A 15,486-nucleotide genomic window follows, 5' to 3' on the forward strand; every position below is an offset into this window, starting at 1 on the left:
TAATCAATTAAAACTAAAAACAAAACAATGAAAAATTTAAGCTATTTAATTTGTATCCTCTTCGGGTTAGGTATTACCTTGAGCAGTTGCAATAATCAATCCCAGAAGTCTAATGGAGCTTTGTCTTCAAGTGCTGCTGAAAAAGTTTATGTAGCACCCGGGGAACAAGACGAGTATTACGCTTTCCTTTCAGGAGGATATAGTGGTAACCTTACAGTATACGGACTTCCATCCGGACGGATGTTCAAGGAGATCCCGGTCTTCTCACAATTCCCAACTTCCGGATATGGTTATTCCGAAGAAACTAAACCGATGTTGAACACTTCTTTTGGATTTGTTCCCTGGGATGATTTACACCACCCGGATATTTCACAAACCAATGGTGAATTGGATGGCCGATGGATTTTTGTTAACGGTAACAACACTCCCCGCATAGCACGTGTAAGTTTGAGTACGTTTGAGACTGAAGAGATAATTGAGGTTCCCAACAGTGCGGGTAACCACAGTTCGTCTTTTATTACCGAAAATACGGAGTATGTAGTAGCCGGCACCAGATTTTCAGTTCCCGTACCTCAGCGCGATATGCCAATCGATGAATATAAGGGAAATTTCAAAGGCGCTTTGTCTTTTATTAGTGTAGCTCCGGATAATGGACGATTAAATCTGGAATTCCAGATATTGATGCCGGGTTTCAATTATGACCTTTCGCACCCGGGCCGCGGAAAATCTCATGGATGGTTCTTCTTTTCAACTTATAACACGGAAGAGGCCAATTCTTTATTAGAGGTTATGGCTTCGCAAAACGATAAGGATTTTATAGCTGCTGTAAACTGGAAGAAAATAGAGGAGTATGTTAAAAATGGCGGCGGAACTAAAATGCCTGCTAACTATGCACACAATGTCTATGATGAAGAGACTCATACAGGAACTTCTACTATGATAAAAGAAGTTGTTACGGTAGATCCAACCAAAGTACCGGGATCTTTGTACTTCCTTCCCACTCCTAAATCGCCACACGGCTGTGATGTAGATCCAACCGGGCAATATATTATTGGTAGCGGAAAACTGTCTGCGGACATTACGGTTCACTCATTTGACAAAATGTTGGCAGCAATAGAAGGTGAAAAATTTGATGGAGAAGCGTATGGCATTCCTATTCTCAATTTTGAGGAGGTCTTGGCGGGTACAGTTAAAAGTGGAGGTTTAGGTCCACTTCATACCGAATTCGATGACAAAGGTAATGCTTACACCACCTTCTTTATTTCTTCAGAAGTTGTTAAATGGAAAGTAGGAACCTGGGAGGTTGTTGACAGAAAGCCGACATATTATTCCGTAGGGCATTTGATGATTCCGGGAGGAAACTCAAGGAAGCCTTTCGGTAAGTACGTGGTAGCTATGAACAAGATTACCAAAGACAGATATCTTCCTACAGGTCCTGAAATGGAGCACTCTGCCCAGATTTATGATATTTCCGGAGAAAAAATGGAATTGATTTATGATTTCCCAACTCATGGTGAACCTCATTATGCTGCCGGATGCCCTGCGGATTTGTTAACCGAAAATTCGAAAAAAATCTATCGCTTGGATGAAAATAAGCATGAATACGCAACAATAGGCCCTGATGATGCCCGTGTAGAGCGTAATGGAAATGAAGTACATGTTTATATGTCTACTATCAGAAGTCATTTTACACCCGATAATATTGAGGGTATCAAAGTAGGTGATAAGGTATATTTCCATATTACAAATCACGAGCAGGATTTTGACGTGCCACATGGTTTCTCAATCATTGGTCAGGGAACTTCCGAAATTTTAGTAATGCCGGGACAGACCAAGACTTCGTTATGGGAACCTAAAAAAGTTGGGGTTTGGCCATTCTATTGTACAGATTTTTGTTCTGCCTTACACCAAGAAATGCAAGGTTATGTTAGAGTATCTCCTGCTAATTCAAATATTGACCTTTCCTGGTCATTAGGTGAATAAAAGTACTCTGGTAAATTATTTTAGTTCACAAATAAAAGCGGGCAGGTCCAAGACATTGTCCGCTTTTATCTCGAATTAGAAAATCCTTTTAAAGTAAAGTTTGCTTCGTTAACCATTAAAAAAGCAGAAACAATGAAAAAAGCAAGTATCCTGATGATCATCGGTCCTTTGTTCCTTTTGGGATTGTATGTTCTCCCACTCTGGAACATTATGTTAGGAGCACCTCAATACCCGGAACCCCTGGGCATGAATATTTTTATTGATGGTATCAAAGGAGTGAATGAATTTGACATTCAAAACATTGATGGCCTTAACCACTACATTGGTATGCGTACCTTGCCAAAACCCGAGGATATGTGGGAGTTTAGTGCCTTTCCTATTATAATTGGAGTAATGGTGGCCCTGGGTGTTTTGATAGGCCTGCTGGGATTCCTTGGGAAAGTCAGCTATAAATGGTTTTTAGGATGGTTTGTTCTTATGAGTATTTTGGGCGTGTTGGGCATGTATGATTTTAATGCCTGGATGGTAGATTACGGAACCAATTTAGATCCTAACGCTATTATGAAACTCACCAACGAAGATGGTACTCCAGTGAGCTATAAACCACCGCTTTTTGGTCATGTAAAAATGCTAAATTTTGACGTGACCTCTTTACCGTCTACCGGTGCTTGGTTGATGTTTACCGGTATGATGTTAACGGTGGTAGCCTTTTTTATTGGTAAAAAAGCATGGCAACCTAAAGGCGGTACCCACCCTGCAAAGCCGATCAAAGTAAAAGCTAATGACAAATAGATTTATTTTCGTAAGTTTAATCCTATTGATTTGTGCTTCATGTGAGATAAGTCCGAAACCAATTAATTATGGTTCCGATGGCTGTCACTTTTGTTCGATGACCATTGTAGATAAACAACATGCAGCTCAAATTGTTACAAAAAAGGGAAAGGCTTTTAAATTTGATGCGGTAGAATGTATGATGAACCATTTAAGGGATTTAGATATGGCTTCTGTTGAACTTTTTATGGTGAATGATTTCCAGGCACCGGGTGAATTGATCGATGCCAAGAAAGCTACTTTTTTAATAAGTAAGGAAATTCCGAGTCCTATGGGTGAATACTTGTCAGCATTTAGCTCCAGTGTTGAAGCTGAGCAAATTGAAGCGGAGAATAGCGGGAAATTGTACTCCTGGGACGAGTTGTTGACCAGGTTTAAGGTGCAGTAAAAAGATTAAATTTAATGGTTAATGGTATGCGGTCATTTAATGCCCGTTAAATTCTGTTAACCATTATTTTTTTAAAAAGAATAAACAATGATGTATACTAAAGGCAATCAAATAGCGGAGCTAACGTTCGACAATTTGCAGATAGTGAAAATAGCAAAAACAGATTCGTTGGAGATTCTCAGTATTAGTTTGGAAAAAGAGGCAACATTTCCGGAACATAGCTCACCCAGGGAAGCGCAATTGATTGTATTAGAGGGCGAAATCCTTTTTCACATTAATAACACTACATACCAACTAAAAACACATCAGAATTTTAATTTCCCTAAAGCTACCCCGCATACCGTTAAAGCCATTGAGAATTCCAAATTTTTGATTATAAGGTAATGTACAGAACTCAACTTCAGTTATTGGTTATTGTATTTTTTATTGGAACTTCACTCTGGGGTAAAACCATTGAGGTATGCGCAACCTGTGAAGTGAAGTCCATAAAAGAAGGAATTGCCATTGCCGCTGATTTTGATACCTTGCTGATAAAAAAAGGCAACTACAAAGAATTTAATATCGTTATTGACAAACCCTTAACCCTTAAGGGAGAAAACTACCCGGTAGTCGACGGGGAAGACCGTGGTGAGATTATACGTATTATCGCCGATAATGTGACTGTTGATGGGCTGCATATTATCAATGTTGGCACCAGTTACACTACCGATTACGCTGCAATCCGGGTCGTTAAAAGCGATAATTTCCTGATACAAAACGTGGTGTTGGAAAAGCTATTTTTTGGAATATATCTCGAAAGATCCAACCACGGAAGAGTGTACAACAATAAGATTATTGGCGATGCAGTAGATGAGTATAATTCTGGCAACGGTATTCAATTATGGTATTCTCACCATGTTCAGGTAGACCGCAATATAGTGCAAGGTACACGTGATGGTATTTACCTGGAGTTTTCTGATAATATTACAATCAATAACAATACAAGCATAAATAACCTTAGGTATGGCCTTCATTTTATGTTTTCCAACGATGATGTATACACAGATAATACCTTTGAGAACAATGGCGCAGGTGTGGCCGTAATGTTTTCTAAACGCATCAAGATGATAGGTAATTTATTTAAAAAAAATTGGGGCACGGCTTCATTTGGGATGTTACTTAAGGAAATTAACGATGCTGAAATTATTGGAAATACCTTTGAGGAAAATACCATTGGCATCAATATCGAAGGTTCAAATCGCATTGAATATAAAAACAATGACTTTATTAGCAACGGGTGGGCAGTAAAAGTATTGGGAGCCTGTTATGCCAATTCATTTATCAATAATAATTTCCTTTACAACTCCTTTGATATTTCTTATAATAGCAAATTGAACGATAATGTATTTGAAAAAAATTATTGGAGCAATTATACGGGCTATGATCTGGACAAGGATGGAATAGGTGATGTACCCTATCGACCAGTTAAATTGTTTTCATATGTTGTAAACCGCACACCGGAAACGATTATACTTTTGCGCAGCATATTTATGGATATAATTGATTTTTCCGAAAAAGTATCACCTGTTTTTACACCTGATAACTTATTGGATAACATGCCTTTAATGAAAAGATCCGAATGATACAGATAGAAAATTTGCATAAGAGATTTGGAAAAAACAAGGTGCTCACCAATCTGGATCTTGACATTCATGGGAGTGGAATATTTGCCGTGCTGGGCCCCAACGGCTCAGGTAAAACCACATTGATAAAATGTATTTTAGGAATGGTAATTCCTTCATCGGGTGATATTGAAGTTCAGGGTAAAACCATAAAAAAGCATTGGAAATACAGACAAGAAATAAATTACCTCCCTCAAATAGCTAACTTCCCCGGTAACCTGAGGGTTAAGGAACTAATCCGGATGATCAAAGACCTGCGTCAAAAGCAAAGTAAGGAAGAAGAGTTGATAAAACTTTTTGGTTTGGAACCTTTTTTGGATAAAAAATTAAGCACACTATCCGGTGGTACGAAACAAAAGGTAAATATTGTTTTGACTTTCATGTTTGATAGCCCATTGCTAATTCTTGACGAACCCACTACCGGCTTAGATCCCGGATCACTTATTAAGTTGAAGGAATTGATCCTCCAGGAAAAAAACAAAGGCAAAACCATATTGATTACAACCCATATTATGCAGTTTGTTGAAGAGATGTCGGATGAAATAGTATATCTTTTAGAAGGCAACATTTTTTTCAAGGGGAATGTTAAGCAACTAATGACCAGGACCAACCAAACAGATTTTGAACATGCCATAGCGGCCATATCAACTCAGACCACTGATGCTTAAGATTTTAAAATATAGTTTTTACGATTTAATGCGCAGTCGATGGAGCTATGTGTATTTTCTATTTTATTTAGCTCTGGGCTTTGTCCTTTTGTTTCTTAACAACGATCTTTCAAAAGCTGTAATTACCTTAATGAATGTTATCATTGTTTTAGTCCCGCTTATAGGTACCATTTTTGGCGTCATGTATTTCTATAATTCAAAGGAATTCACCGAGCTACTTCTTGCTCAGCCTTTAAAAAGGAGTTCAATATTCCTGGGGCAGTATCTGGGCGTAGCCGGTTCCTTAACCCTGAGCTTAATTTTGGGATTGGGAATACCTTTTATTCTATATGGTTTGTTTAGGAGTGATGCTATATGGGATTTTTCACTATTGTTGGTAACAGGAGCATTTCTCACATTCATTTTTGTTGCTTTATCTTTCAATATTGCGCTATCTAATGAAAACAAAATCAAGGGATTTGGATATGCCGTATTGTTGTGGCTTTTTTTAGCCGTAATATATGACGGTCTGTTCTTGATGTCTTTGATCCTTTTTGAGGAATATCCCTTAGATTCGTTTTCCCTGGCCGCCATATTGTTAAATCCAATTGATCTATCGAGGACCCTGATTCTTTTAAAATTGGATATTTCCGCACTTTTAGGTTACACAGGCGCAATATTTAAGCAATTTTTTGGCACTAACAAGGGTTTGGTAGTCTCAATACTGATGTTGATCCTCTGGACCATTTTACCGATCTGGCGATTGGTATACAAATCCAAAAGAAAGGATTTTTAGTTTTTAAAGGGCCTTAAAAAATCGTGATAAGTACCCCGGGATGGATGTTTCTTTGTCATGAAAACCTTTTTACGCTCAAACGAAGTTATCATGCTGAGGATGTCTTGTTGTCGTTTTGAATACGGGTTGGACTTTCCCCAGGCAATTAGTATAATATTGGACTGTTGAATCGCCTTGCGAATATACAGGTCGTTATCCGGGCCAATATCCTTGTCTTTACCTTCAAAGTCTTTCGTTTGAATACGGGCAAACTGGTTTACGATCGTAAAATGACTAACCTTTTCAAATTCAGGGTAATTTTTGTGAAATATTAGAGTTTCTAAAAATTGGACCGATTTGTCAGCTATCTTATCATCCGCAATGCTTGGATTTTGCATTAGTACGCATAAGGCAGTTCCATTTTCTATTAGCTTGTTCTCTATGGTGAGTTGATACCTGAATTTCTTACAATCCGAAAATTTAGCTTTAACTCTTACATCAGGAATATGTTTGTAAATCACCGGTTAAGTTGTGTTCATTTGTAATTAGCAAATGTCCAAGGCTATTTGAACCATTTCTTTAAATGTTCGTTCACGCTCTTCAAAACTACATTTCTCTCCGGTAACTAACGAGTCGGAAATAGTAAGTATAGTTAGAGCTTCAATACCATGTTTAGCGGCAATAGTATAAAGTCCGGCTGCCTCCATTTCAACACATAAAACCCCATATTTGGCCCATTTTTTGAAAGCTTCCGGATCTTCTTCATAGTATTGATCCGAGGAAAGGACATTTCCCGCCCGGACAGGAATATTATTCTCCTGAGCGTATAAAGCAGCCTTCATTAGTAAATTGAAGTTAGCGGTAGGAGCATAACTAACATCATTGAAAATAGCATTATTGATTCCTGAATTTGTAGAAGCAGACACTGCCAAAACGATATCCCTTACCTTTATATCCTCCTGATAAGAACCTGCAGTTCCGACGCGGATTATACGTTTCACATTAAAGTCTTCTATAAGTTCATGGTAGTATATCATAGCAGACGGGATACCCATACCACTTCCCTGTACAGAAATACGCTGATTTTGATATTCTCCGGTATAACCAAGCATGCCTCGTATATTTGAGTAACAATACGGATCTTTCAAAAATGTTTCTGCGATCCATTTGGCACGCAGGGGATCACCTGGCATTAATACCGTTTCAGCAATCTCATTTTTCTTTGCATCAATATGTAAACTCATAAATTACTGCTTGGACTCCTGAACCAGTTTAATTCCAGAGGAAGTTCCCAGACGGGATACACCCATATCTATATAACGCTCCGCTGATATTAAGTCCTTTATTCCCCCCGAAGCTTTAATTCTAATTCTATTTTGAACTACATTTTTAATTAATTCAATATCTTTAAAGGTAGCACCTCCGGTGCCAAAACCTGTTGAAGTTTTCACATAATCTGCTTTTGCCTCTAAAACAAGCTTGCTGGCTGTCTTTTTTTCTTCCGTAGTTAAATAGCAGGTCTCAATGATTACTTTCAAAACCCTTGGACCTATTCCATGTTTTATTTTAGATATTTCTTCTTTCACCAGCTCATATTCCCCGGATTTTAACAACCCCAGGTTTATAACCATGTCTATTTCGTCTGCTCCATGTTTAATAGCGTATTCTGCTTCATATAACTTGGCTTCTGAAGACATCGCACCAAGGGGAAAACCAATCACGGACGCAATTTTAATACCCGTACCCTTTAGTTCCTCAGCAACCAGAGGGACATAACAGCTATTGACACAAACAGCATAAAACTTAAAATCTTTAGCTTCTGTGCAAAGTTGTCTTATTGCCTTCGGCGTTGCCGTTGGTTTTAATAATGTATGATCAATAAACCGCTCTATTTGCATGAGTATATTTTACTGGCGTTCAAAACGTTCATATGCTGCTTTAATCAGCATTTCACGATGGTCTGGATGCGCAATGCTGATTAGTGATTTAGCTCTTTCATATAAATTTTTGCCGAACAGATTTACCACTCCATATTCTGTAACTACATAGTGTACATGTGCTCTGGTTGTTGTAACCCCTGCACCTTCTTTTAAGGTGGGGGTAATCTTGCTAATTCCTTTAGGCGTGGCTGAAGAAATTGCAAAAATTGGTTTTCCCCCTTCAGAAATTGTTGCTCCACGTATAAAATCCATCTGCCCCCCTACGCCGGAAAAGTGTCGCTGGCCAATACTATCAGCACAAACCTGGCCGGTTAGATCTATTTCAATTGCACTGTTTATCGCAGTTACCTTAGGATTTCGCGCAATTATGTTAGTATCATTTGTATATCCGGCTTCTTTGAAATGCACAACGGGGTTGTCATCCACAAAATCATATAATTTTTTGCTGCCTGCGGCAAATGAAGTCACAATTTTACCGGTTTTTATTTCCTTTTCTTCTCCCGTAATGACGCCTTTCTCAACCAAAGGTAAAAGACCGTCAGAAAACATTTCCGTATGTATCCCCAGTCTTTTATGGTTATATAAGTTTGTTAAAACGGCATTCGGAATATTTCCGATCCCTAATTGTAAAGTAGCACCATCTTCAATAAGTTCAGCTACATTTTTTCCAATTTTATGCTCTATATCTGTTATTTGCGTAATTGGTGCAACGTGTATAGGTTCATCTACTTCTATGGCCATATCAATTCTGCTTTTATGAATAATGCCGTCACCATGAGTTCTTGGAACCTGCGGATTAACCTGGGCAATTACTTTTTTAGCGGTCTGTATGGCAGGGATTGCAATATCAACAGAAACCCCTAAAGAACAGTATCCATGTCTGTCAGGTGGTGAAACCTGAACTACCGCAACATCAAGGGGTAAAATATTACGCCTGAACAGAAAATGTATCTCACTTAGAAATATGGGAATATAATCACCTTTATTTGTATTCACCGCTCTTCTGACATTCCCTCCAACAAAACAGCTATTAATATTAAAGGCTTGATTATACGGGGGTAACGCATATTTAACCTCCCCTTCGGTATGAATTGAAATAATCTCTACCTCCTCTAATTCCTCATATCTTTCGCAAATACAATTGATTAAAGTATTAGGAGTCATGGCAGCTCCCTGAAGAAAAATCCGATCCCCGGATTTCACAATGGCGGCAGCTTCTGCTGCGGTAACAATTTTCATGTTAGTTTTTTTATAGGTTTTATAAGATGCCTTGTGAACATAATGTTTAAGGCTAATGACATTCTAATTCAGTAGTTACCACTTCTCCCATTGGTTTAGGGGATACATATGGTATTCCTAAACCCATTCCTCTTAGAATAAAAAGTAACCCGATAATAACTACAAAAACCGGAATTAATCTGCGTATTCTTTGTTTTGCCGAATCTTTTAATACACCCCCCAGATAAACAGCTGCGGTCATTAATGGAACTGTACCTAAGCCAAACAAGATCATATATAATGACCCTTCAACAGCATTTCCCATAGCAATTGCTCCCAAAAGCGCCATATAAACAAGGCCGCAGGGCAGGAACCCATTGAGAAAGCCAATTGTGAGAAAAGTATCGGCCGTTTTCTTCTTCAGAGCTTTACCTAAACCGCTTTTAATTCTTCCTATAATGCGGTACACAGGTCTGGAAAAGGTAAGTCTGCTCAAATATTTATAAGGCAGTATTACAACTAATATCATTAGTACACCAATAAATATTGATAGTTTTTGTTGTATACCAAAAATGTAAAGTCCTTTACCTAATAGTCCGAATAATAAACCTATAATACCATATGCCATTAGTCTACCAAAGTGGTAAATAAAAATCTGACCTGCTTTTTTAAACTGCTTATCCTTACTTACGGGCAGCATAAATGCAATGGGCCCACACATGCCTATGCAATGTAAACTCCCTAAAAGGCCCAATAATAAGGCAGATAATAACATATAACTAATTAATAAGTGATACTTTTTTTTATCAGGTAATCTTTGTCTTGATAATTCCAGTATATTTTTATGTCCCAACGACCATCCAACAAGCGTTTGTCAGGTATGAGCAAATGTTTATTGGATAAACTTATAGGAAAGTCAAAATCCAAGTGTTTATTGGATGGCCTGTATAGGGACACTTTACCTTCTATTTCATTATAATTCATTTCCTTTGGGAAGGAGATTTCTAATCCTTCGTCCACGCGAATATAGCTAATTTGGGAAGCGTAAGTTTTAGCATTGGCAAGTGCATCAATTTCATTCTGATAAGCCAGTTCTTCCTTGTAATAATCTTCAGTAACCAGATCGTGATCTGCACTATTGTCTGTACTGGCAAGAATGACGAAATACATTATAAAAGCAATAAATGCGATAAATGCCAAAACTATTCCTGTACCCCAATTAAGTTTCATATATTTTCCTTTTTCTTAATATCGAATGTTCCTAATTATAACTTCTTGGCGCCAGGAACCTGGCAGATGTTGTTTCAATTAAATCATCTCCGCTATATACCCCAATTTTCAGTTTATCTTTATCCCCGCTTAAAGCAGAATTATTAATTTCAATAAACAACGTACCCTCGGCTAATTCTTGTGCCGGGACTTGAAAACTGTCAAATGAAACAAGATTAATCTGTCCTTTATGTGAGAGGAGTTTAAAACTTACATTATCAATGTTTCGGGAAGTTTTATTTATAAGCTTGTAGGTGTAAACATTGCTTATAATATTTCCTTCTTTATGTTCATAGAGTTGTCCTGGCAATCTTAGAATATTGGCTTCCAGATCATTTCGCAGGAATAGCATTCCAATAAACACTCCAATTAAAATAGTTAATACGGCAGCATATCCCTTTAATCTGGGTGTAAATGTAAATTTTGCCTTTTTTTCAATATTGTCTTCACTTGCGTAACGAATAAGACCTTTTGGAAGATTAATCTTTTCCATAATTGTATCACACTCATCTATACAAGCTGTACAATTTACACATTCCAATTGGGTGCCATTTCTAATGTCAATACCAGTAGGGCATACATTTACACATTGAAAGCAGTCAATACAATCTCCATGACCGAGCGCTTGCCTATCTTCATTTTTCCGAAACTTTTTACGACCATTTTCACCTTCACCGCGCTTATGGTCATAAGCAACGACGATAGACTTGTTATCTAATAATACGCCTTGCATTCTTCCATAGGGACAGGCAATAATACATACCTGTTCCCTGAACCAGGCAAAAACAAAATAAAATACTGCTGTGAAAATAAGTAGAGAAACCAGAGTACTCATATGGGCAAGCGGTCCATCTGAGACATATTGTATTAATCTGTCACTCCCAATAAGATAGGCCAGGAAAACATTGGCAATTAAGAAGGATATTACAAAGAAAACAAACCATTTTAGCAAACGTTTCCGAATTTTTTCTGCATTCCACGACTGTTTATCCAAACGTATCTGTGCACCACGATCACCGTCAATCCAGTATTCAATGCGTCTAAAGACCATTTCCATAAAGATAGTCTGGGGACACATCCATCCACAAAAAATACGGCCAAATGCAACGGTAAAAAGAGCTATAAAAATAACCCCTATGATCATAGAGATTACAAAAAGATGAAAATCCTGAGGCCAGAAAGGAAATCCAAAAATATTGAACCTTCGTTCCAAAACATTAAACATAAGGAACTGGTTGCCATTTATCTTAAAAAATGGTGAGGCAAACAGGAAAATAAGTAAGCCGTAACTAACCCATTTTCGGTATTCGTAATATCGGCCACTTGGTTTTTTAGGGAATACCCAGGCCCGTTTTCCTTCTTCATTAATGGTCCCAATGCTATCCCTGAAATTTTCTTCCATAGCAAATTTCTATTCAAGGTTTATACCCAAATACAATCCTAATTCATAACCACCGAAGTAGAATCGGATTCTTGTTTGGGGGCTTCTTCTTGTTTAGGCGCATTTTCATCCACCCATAGATCGCCTTCAGCTGCTTTTGGATTGGCGGGTGTAGTGCCCTGGAAAGTCAGTAAATAGCTCGAAACCTGTGCCATCTCTGCCGGTTTAAGGGTTTGCTTCCATGAAACCATTCCTTTACCCGCTCGACCACCTTCTGAAACGGTATTAAATACATTTTTAATTCCACCACCCAATATCCAATATTCATCTGTAAGATTTGGCCCAATTCCTCCTCCGCCATCTGCCATATGGCACACAACACAATTGGCTTCAAATATGGCCTTTCCGGCACTGATATCAGAGGCATCTGTTAATAATTCAACAGTATTTACATCTACCAAATCCTTAGCTGTTTTTTTATAAGCCTCTATTTCGGCTTGCGCTGCTGCTACCTCCTGCTCGTATTCCAAATCCTGATCATAATCACCATAAATATGAAATCTAACCAAATAGATTACTCCAAAAATAATTGTGGCATAGAAAAGGTATACCCACCACGGCGGCAGCTTGTTGTCAAGCTCTTTTATACCGTCATAGTTATGGTCTAAAATTATTTCACCTTCAGCTTCAATAGGTTTGGAGCCTAATAGTTTTTGGTACATTTTCTTGCCCCAACTCCATTCCAATTGTTTTGATTTAGATTCCAAATACCTTTCTTTCCCTTCTTCAGAAAGGGTTTGAAACATAACGTTTTCAATGGATTTTAAAATAAGTTCAATGGCAATTAATATCAATAACACCATTAATAAAAAGAATTGTGTTATTGGGTATTCAATAAATGCAGGTTTTTCTCCTGAGTCTATAAAATACTCCATCAGTCCGAAGATGATAAAGAATACTACCGGGATCCTGATCCACCAGGGTGACATATTTTTCATGGTTCTTATTGTTTTGGTTGATTATCTTCTAATGGGATTTCACTTACTTCCTTTATATGTTCCTTAGAGGCGGAAAATACCCACCAGAAAAGAATGGCAAAAAACACGAAGAAGATAAGTAGCGATATCATGGGATAGGTGGCAATGCCTTCCATACTTTCCATGTGATTTTTTACAAATTTTAGCATGATCTATTTGTTTTCGGACAATAATTCGTCGGTTTCCTTAACTTTTATATCTGTACCTAAGCGCTGTAAGTAAGCGATTAGTGATACGATCTCGCGATCTCGCATTTCTACAAATTCCAATCCGTTCTCAGCAGCGTATTTTTTATCTGCTTCATAAGATTTGACAAAATCCGGATCAGCATAGAGGTTTTCTTCGATTTGTATGGACTGTTCTTCCATGGAAGCGGCAGCATTTGCAATGTCTTCCTCGGTATAAGGGACACCAAGAGTAACCATGGCTTCCATTTTCGCCTGTACACCACTTCTGTCGTGCTTATCAAGCACCATCCACTGGTACGCCGGCATAATGGAACCTGATGAGGTGCTTTGCGGGTCATACATATGGTTAAGGTGCCAACTATCAGAATATTTGCCTCCGACTCTTAATAAATCCGGTCCGGTCCGTTTACTACCCCAAAGGAAAGGATGATCATAAACAAACTCACCTGCTTTGGCATATTCCCCATAACGTTCTACTTCGCTTCTGAAAGGGCGAACCATTTGAGAATGACAACCAACGCAACCTTCACGTATATAAAGATCTCTTCCCTCTAATTCTAAAGGGGTATAGGGTTTTACACTTGTTATAGTTGGTATATTGGATTTAACAAGAATAGTTGGAACTATCTGCACAATACCTCCTATAAGAATAGCAATTGTCGCAAAGATTGTTAATTTAATAGGTTTCCGCTCCAGCCAGGTGTGATAAGTTTCTCCTGCTGTTCTTTTCCTGGACACCCTGGTAAGTGCCGCTGCTTCTGCAAGTTCGTCTTCTACCTGGCTTCCAGAGCGCACGGTAACCACAATATTATACAGCATGACAATAAACCCTACAATATATAAACTTCCACCTATAGCACGCATCCAGTACATTGGGATAATTTCATTTACGGTTTCCAGGAAGTTTCCATAAACCAGGGATCCGTCCGGATTAAAATCTTTCCACATTAAGGCTTGTGTAAAGCCTGCTACATACATTGGCAGAGCATATAATATGATTCCCAGTGTTCCAATCCAAAAATGGAAATTGGCCATAGGTATTGAATATAATCTGGTTTTAAACATTTTTGGCACAAGCCAATAGATCATACCAAAGGCCAGAAAGCCATTCCATGCCAGGGCTCCCACATGTACGTGAGCAATAATCCAATCACTAAAATGCGCAATGGCATTTACATTTTTAAGGGATAACATAGGGCCTTCAAAAGTGGCCATCCCGTATCCCGTAATAGCAACCACCATAAATTTGAGCGTTGGATCTGTACGTACCTTATCCCATGCGCCTCTCAGTGTTAACAAGCCATTTATCATACCACCCCAGGACGGAGCTATTAACATCACTGAAAATGCTACTCCTAAATTCTGAGCCCAATCGGGTAAAGCCGAATAAAGTAAATGGTGGGGTCCGGCCCATATGTATATAAAAATAAGGGACCAGAAATGGACTATAGACAATCTGTAAGAGTATACAGGTCTATTGGCGGCCTTGGGTACAAAATAGTACATCAATCCCAAGAAAGGAGTAGTAAGGAAAAAAGCAACGGCATTATGACCGTACCACCATTGTACGAGGGCATCCTGAACGCCAGCATAAACAGAATAACTTTTTAAAGCACTAACCGGTAATTCTAAACTATTGAATATATGAAGCACAGCAACGGTTACAAAGGTTGCCAAATAGAACCAAATGGCCACGTAAAGATGACGTTGTCTTCTTTTTACCATTGTTCCTATCAGATTCCACCCAAATGCTACCCACACCAGTGCAATAGCAATATCTATTGGCCATTCCAATTCTGCATATTCCTTGGATGTTGTGATACCCAGTGGAAGTGTAATAGCAGCTGCCACTATTATGGTTTGCCAACCCCAGAAGTTAAAATTACTAAGGAAATCACTGAACATACGAGCCTTGAGCAAGCGCTGGGTAGAATAATATACTCCCGCAAAGATCGCGTTTCCGACAAAGGCAAAGATAACAGCATTGGTATGCAAAGGCCGAAGTCGTCCAAAACTTAGAAATGAAATCCCATCTGTTATATTAGGGAAAAGAAACATAAATGCCAGTAGTAACCCTACCAGCATACCAATGATTCCCCAAAATAAGGTAGCGTAGAGGAATTTTTTTACGATTTTGTTATCGTAATAGAACTGTTGTACTTCCATAA

General features: G+C 38.4%; 17 protein-coding genes. 7 read left to right on the top strand and 10 right to left on the bottom strand.

What is annotated here, in order from left to right; all coding sequences use genetic code 11:
* Positions 1 to 27 precede the first annotated feature (27 nt).
* The 7 genes from nosZ to Q0X77_RS06010 all read left to right on the top strand — a co-directional run bounded on the left by nosZ (position 28) and on the right by Q0X77_RS06010 (position 6,306).
* Positions 28 to 1,983, top strand: coding sequence for a Sec-dependent nitrous-oxide reductase (gene nosZ, locus Q0X77_RS05980; protein ID WP_297794513.1), 1,956 nt, complete (start codon positions 28 to 30; stop codon positions 1,981 to 1,983).
* A 132-nt stretch (positions 1,984 to 2,115) separates the two neighbouring features.
* On the top strand, positions 2,116 to 2,775 hold the full coding sequence (locus Q0X77_RS05985; protein WP_297794516.1) for a hypothetical protein: 660 nt from the start codon (positions 2,116 to 2,118) through the stop codon (positions 2,773 to 2,775).
* A complete protein-coding gene (locus Q0X77_RS05990) occupies positions 2,765 to 3,202 on the top strand; it encodes a nitrous oxide reductase accessory protein NosL (protein WP_297794519.1) in 438 nt (145 codons plus the stop codon). Before Q0X77_RS05985 ends, Q0X77_RS05990 begins: the two co-directional genes overlap by 11 nt.
* A gap of 87 nt (positions 3,203 to 3,289) precedes the next feature.
* The gene (locus Q0X77_RS05995) at positions 3,290 to 3,586 is read left to right on the top strand and encodes a cupin domain-containing protein (protein WP_297794521.1); all 297 of its coding nucleotides are present in this window, start codon (positions 3,290 to 3,292) and stop codon (positions 3,584 to 3,586) included.
* Entirely contained in the window at positions 3,586 to 4,824 is a 1,239-nt protein-coding gene (locus Q0X77_RS06000; protein ID WP_297794523.1) for a nitrous oxide reductase family maturation protein NosD, read from the top strand. The genes Q0X77_RS05995 and Q0X77_RS06000 overlap by 1 nt, the downstream gene beginning before the upstream one ends.
* On the top strand, positions 4,821 to 5,531 hold the full coding sequence (locus Q0X77_RS06005) for an ABC transporter ATP-binding protein (RefSeq protein WP_297794526.1): 711 nt from the start codon (positions 4,821 to 4,823) through the stop codon (positions 5,529 to 5,531). The genes Q0X77_RS06000 and Q0X77_RS06005 overlap by 4 nt, the downstream gene beginning before the upstream one ends.
* On the top strand, positions 5,524 to 6,306 hold the full coding sequence (locus tag Q0X77_RS06010) for an ABC transporter permease (RefSeq protein WP_297794529.1): 783 nt from the start codon (positions 5,524 to 5,526) through the stop codon (positions 6,304 to 6,306). The genes Q0X77_RS06005 and Q0X77_RS06010 overlap by 8 nt, the downstream gene beginning before the upstream one ends.
* On the opposite strand, the gene Q0X77_RS06015 is transcribed toward Q0X77_RS06010, so the two are convergent.
* The 10 genes from Q0X77_RS06015 to ccoN are packed head-to-tail and all read right to left on the bottom strand — an operon-like array spanning position 6,303 to position 15,484.
* Positions 6,303 to 6,806 carry a DUF1643 domain-containing protein gene (locus Q0X77_RS06015; RefSeq protein ID WP_297794532.1) on the bottom strand — a complete coding sequence of 168 codons (504 nt, stop codon included), beginning with the start codon at positions 6,804 to 6,806 and terminating at the stop codon, positions 6,303 to 6,305. The two genes, Q0X77_RS06010 and Q0X77_RS06015, sit on opposite strands and share 4 nt — an antisense overlap.
* 24 nt (positions 6,807 to 6,830) lie before the next feature.
* A complete protein-coding gene (gene deoD / locus Q0X77_RS06020) occupies positions 6,831 to 7,529 on the bottom strand; it encodes a purine-nucleoside phosphorylase (RefSeq protein WP_297794535.1) in 699 nt (232 codons plus the stop codon).
* A 3-nt stretch (positions 7,530 to 7,532) separates the two neighbouring features.
* Entirely contained in the window at positions 7,533 to 8,183 is a 651-nt protein-coding gene (deoC, locus tag Q0X77_RS06025) for a deoxyribose-phosphate aldolase (RefSeq protein WP_297794537.1), read from the bottom strand.
* 9 nt (positions 8,184 to 8,192) lie between these two features.
* Positions 8,193 to 9,464 (bottom strand): acetyl-CoA hydrolase/transferase C-terminal domain-containing protein, encoded by a 1,272-nt coding sequence (locus tag Q0X77_RS06030; protein WP_297794542.1) that lies wholly within the window; start codon positions 9,462 to 9,464, stop codon positions 8,193 to 8,195.
* Between the two features lie 52 nt (positions 9,465 to 9,516).
* The gene (locus tag Q0X77_RS06035) at positions 9,517 to 10,218 is read right to left on the bottom strand and encodes a sulfite exporter TauE/SafE family protein (protein WP_297794544.1); all 702 of its coding nucleotides are present in this window, start codon (positions 10,216 to 10,218) and stop codon (positions 9,517 to 9,519) included.
* A gap of 8 nt (positions 10,219 to 10,226) precedes the next feature.
* Positions 10,227 to 10,673, bottom strand: coding sequence for a FixH family protein (locus Q0X77_RS06040; protein WP_297794547.1), 447 nt, complete (start codon positions 10,671 to 10,673; stop codon positions 10,227 to 10,229).
* 31 nt (positions 10,674 to 10,704) lie between these two features.
* Entirely contained in the window at positions 10,705 to 12,114 is a 1,410-nt protein-coding gene (gene ccoG / locus Q0X77_RS06045; RefSeq protein ID WP_297794551.1) for a cytochrome c oxidase accessory protein CcoG, read from the bottom strand.
* A gap of 38 nt (positions 12,115 to 12,152) precedes the next feature.
* Positions 12,153 to 13,091 carry a cbb3-type cytochrome c oxidase N-terminal domain-containing protein gene (locus Q0X77_RS06050; protein ID WP_297794553.1) on the bottom strand — a complete coding sequence of 313 codons (939 nt, stop codon included), beginning with the start codon at positions 13,089 to 13,091 and terminating at the stop codon, positions 12,153 to 12,155.
* Between the two features lie 5 nt (positions 13,092 to 13,096).
* Complete coding sequence (locus Q0X77_RS06055; protein WP_297794556.1) at positions 13,097 to 13,279, bottom strand: CcoQ/FixQ family Cbb3-type cytochrome c oxidase assembly chaperone; 183 nt, start codon at positions 13,277 to 13,279, stop codon at positions 13,097 to 13,099.
* A gap of 3 nt (positions 13,280 to 13,282) precedes the next feature.
* Complete coding sequence (ccoN, locus tag Q0X77_RS06060; RefSeq protein WP_297794559.1) at positions 13,283 to 15,484, bottom strand: cytochrome-c oxidase, cbb3-type subunit I; 2,202 nt, start codon at positions 15,482 to 15,484, stop codon at positions 13,283 to 13,285.
* Positions 15,485 to 15,486: the final 2 nt, after the last annotated feature.

It is taken from the genome of uncultured Eudoraea sp. (assembly GCF_947258925.1).
In the GTDB taxonomy this organism is placed as follows: domain Bacteria; phylum Bacteroidota; class Bacteroidia; order Flavobacteriales; family Flavobacteriaceae; genus Eudoraea.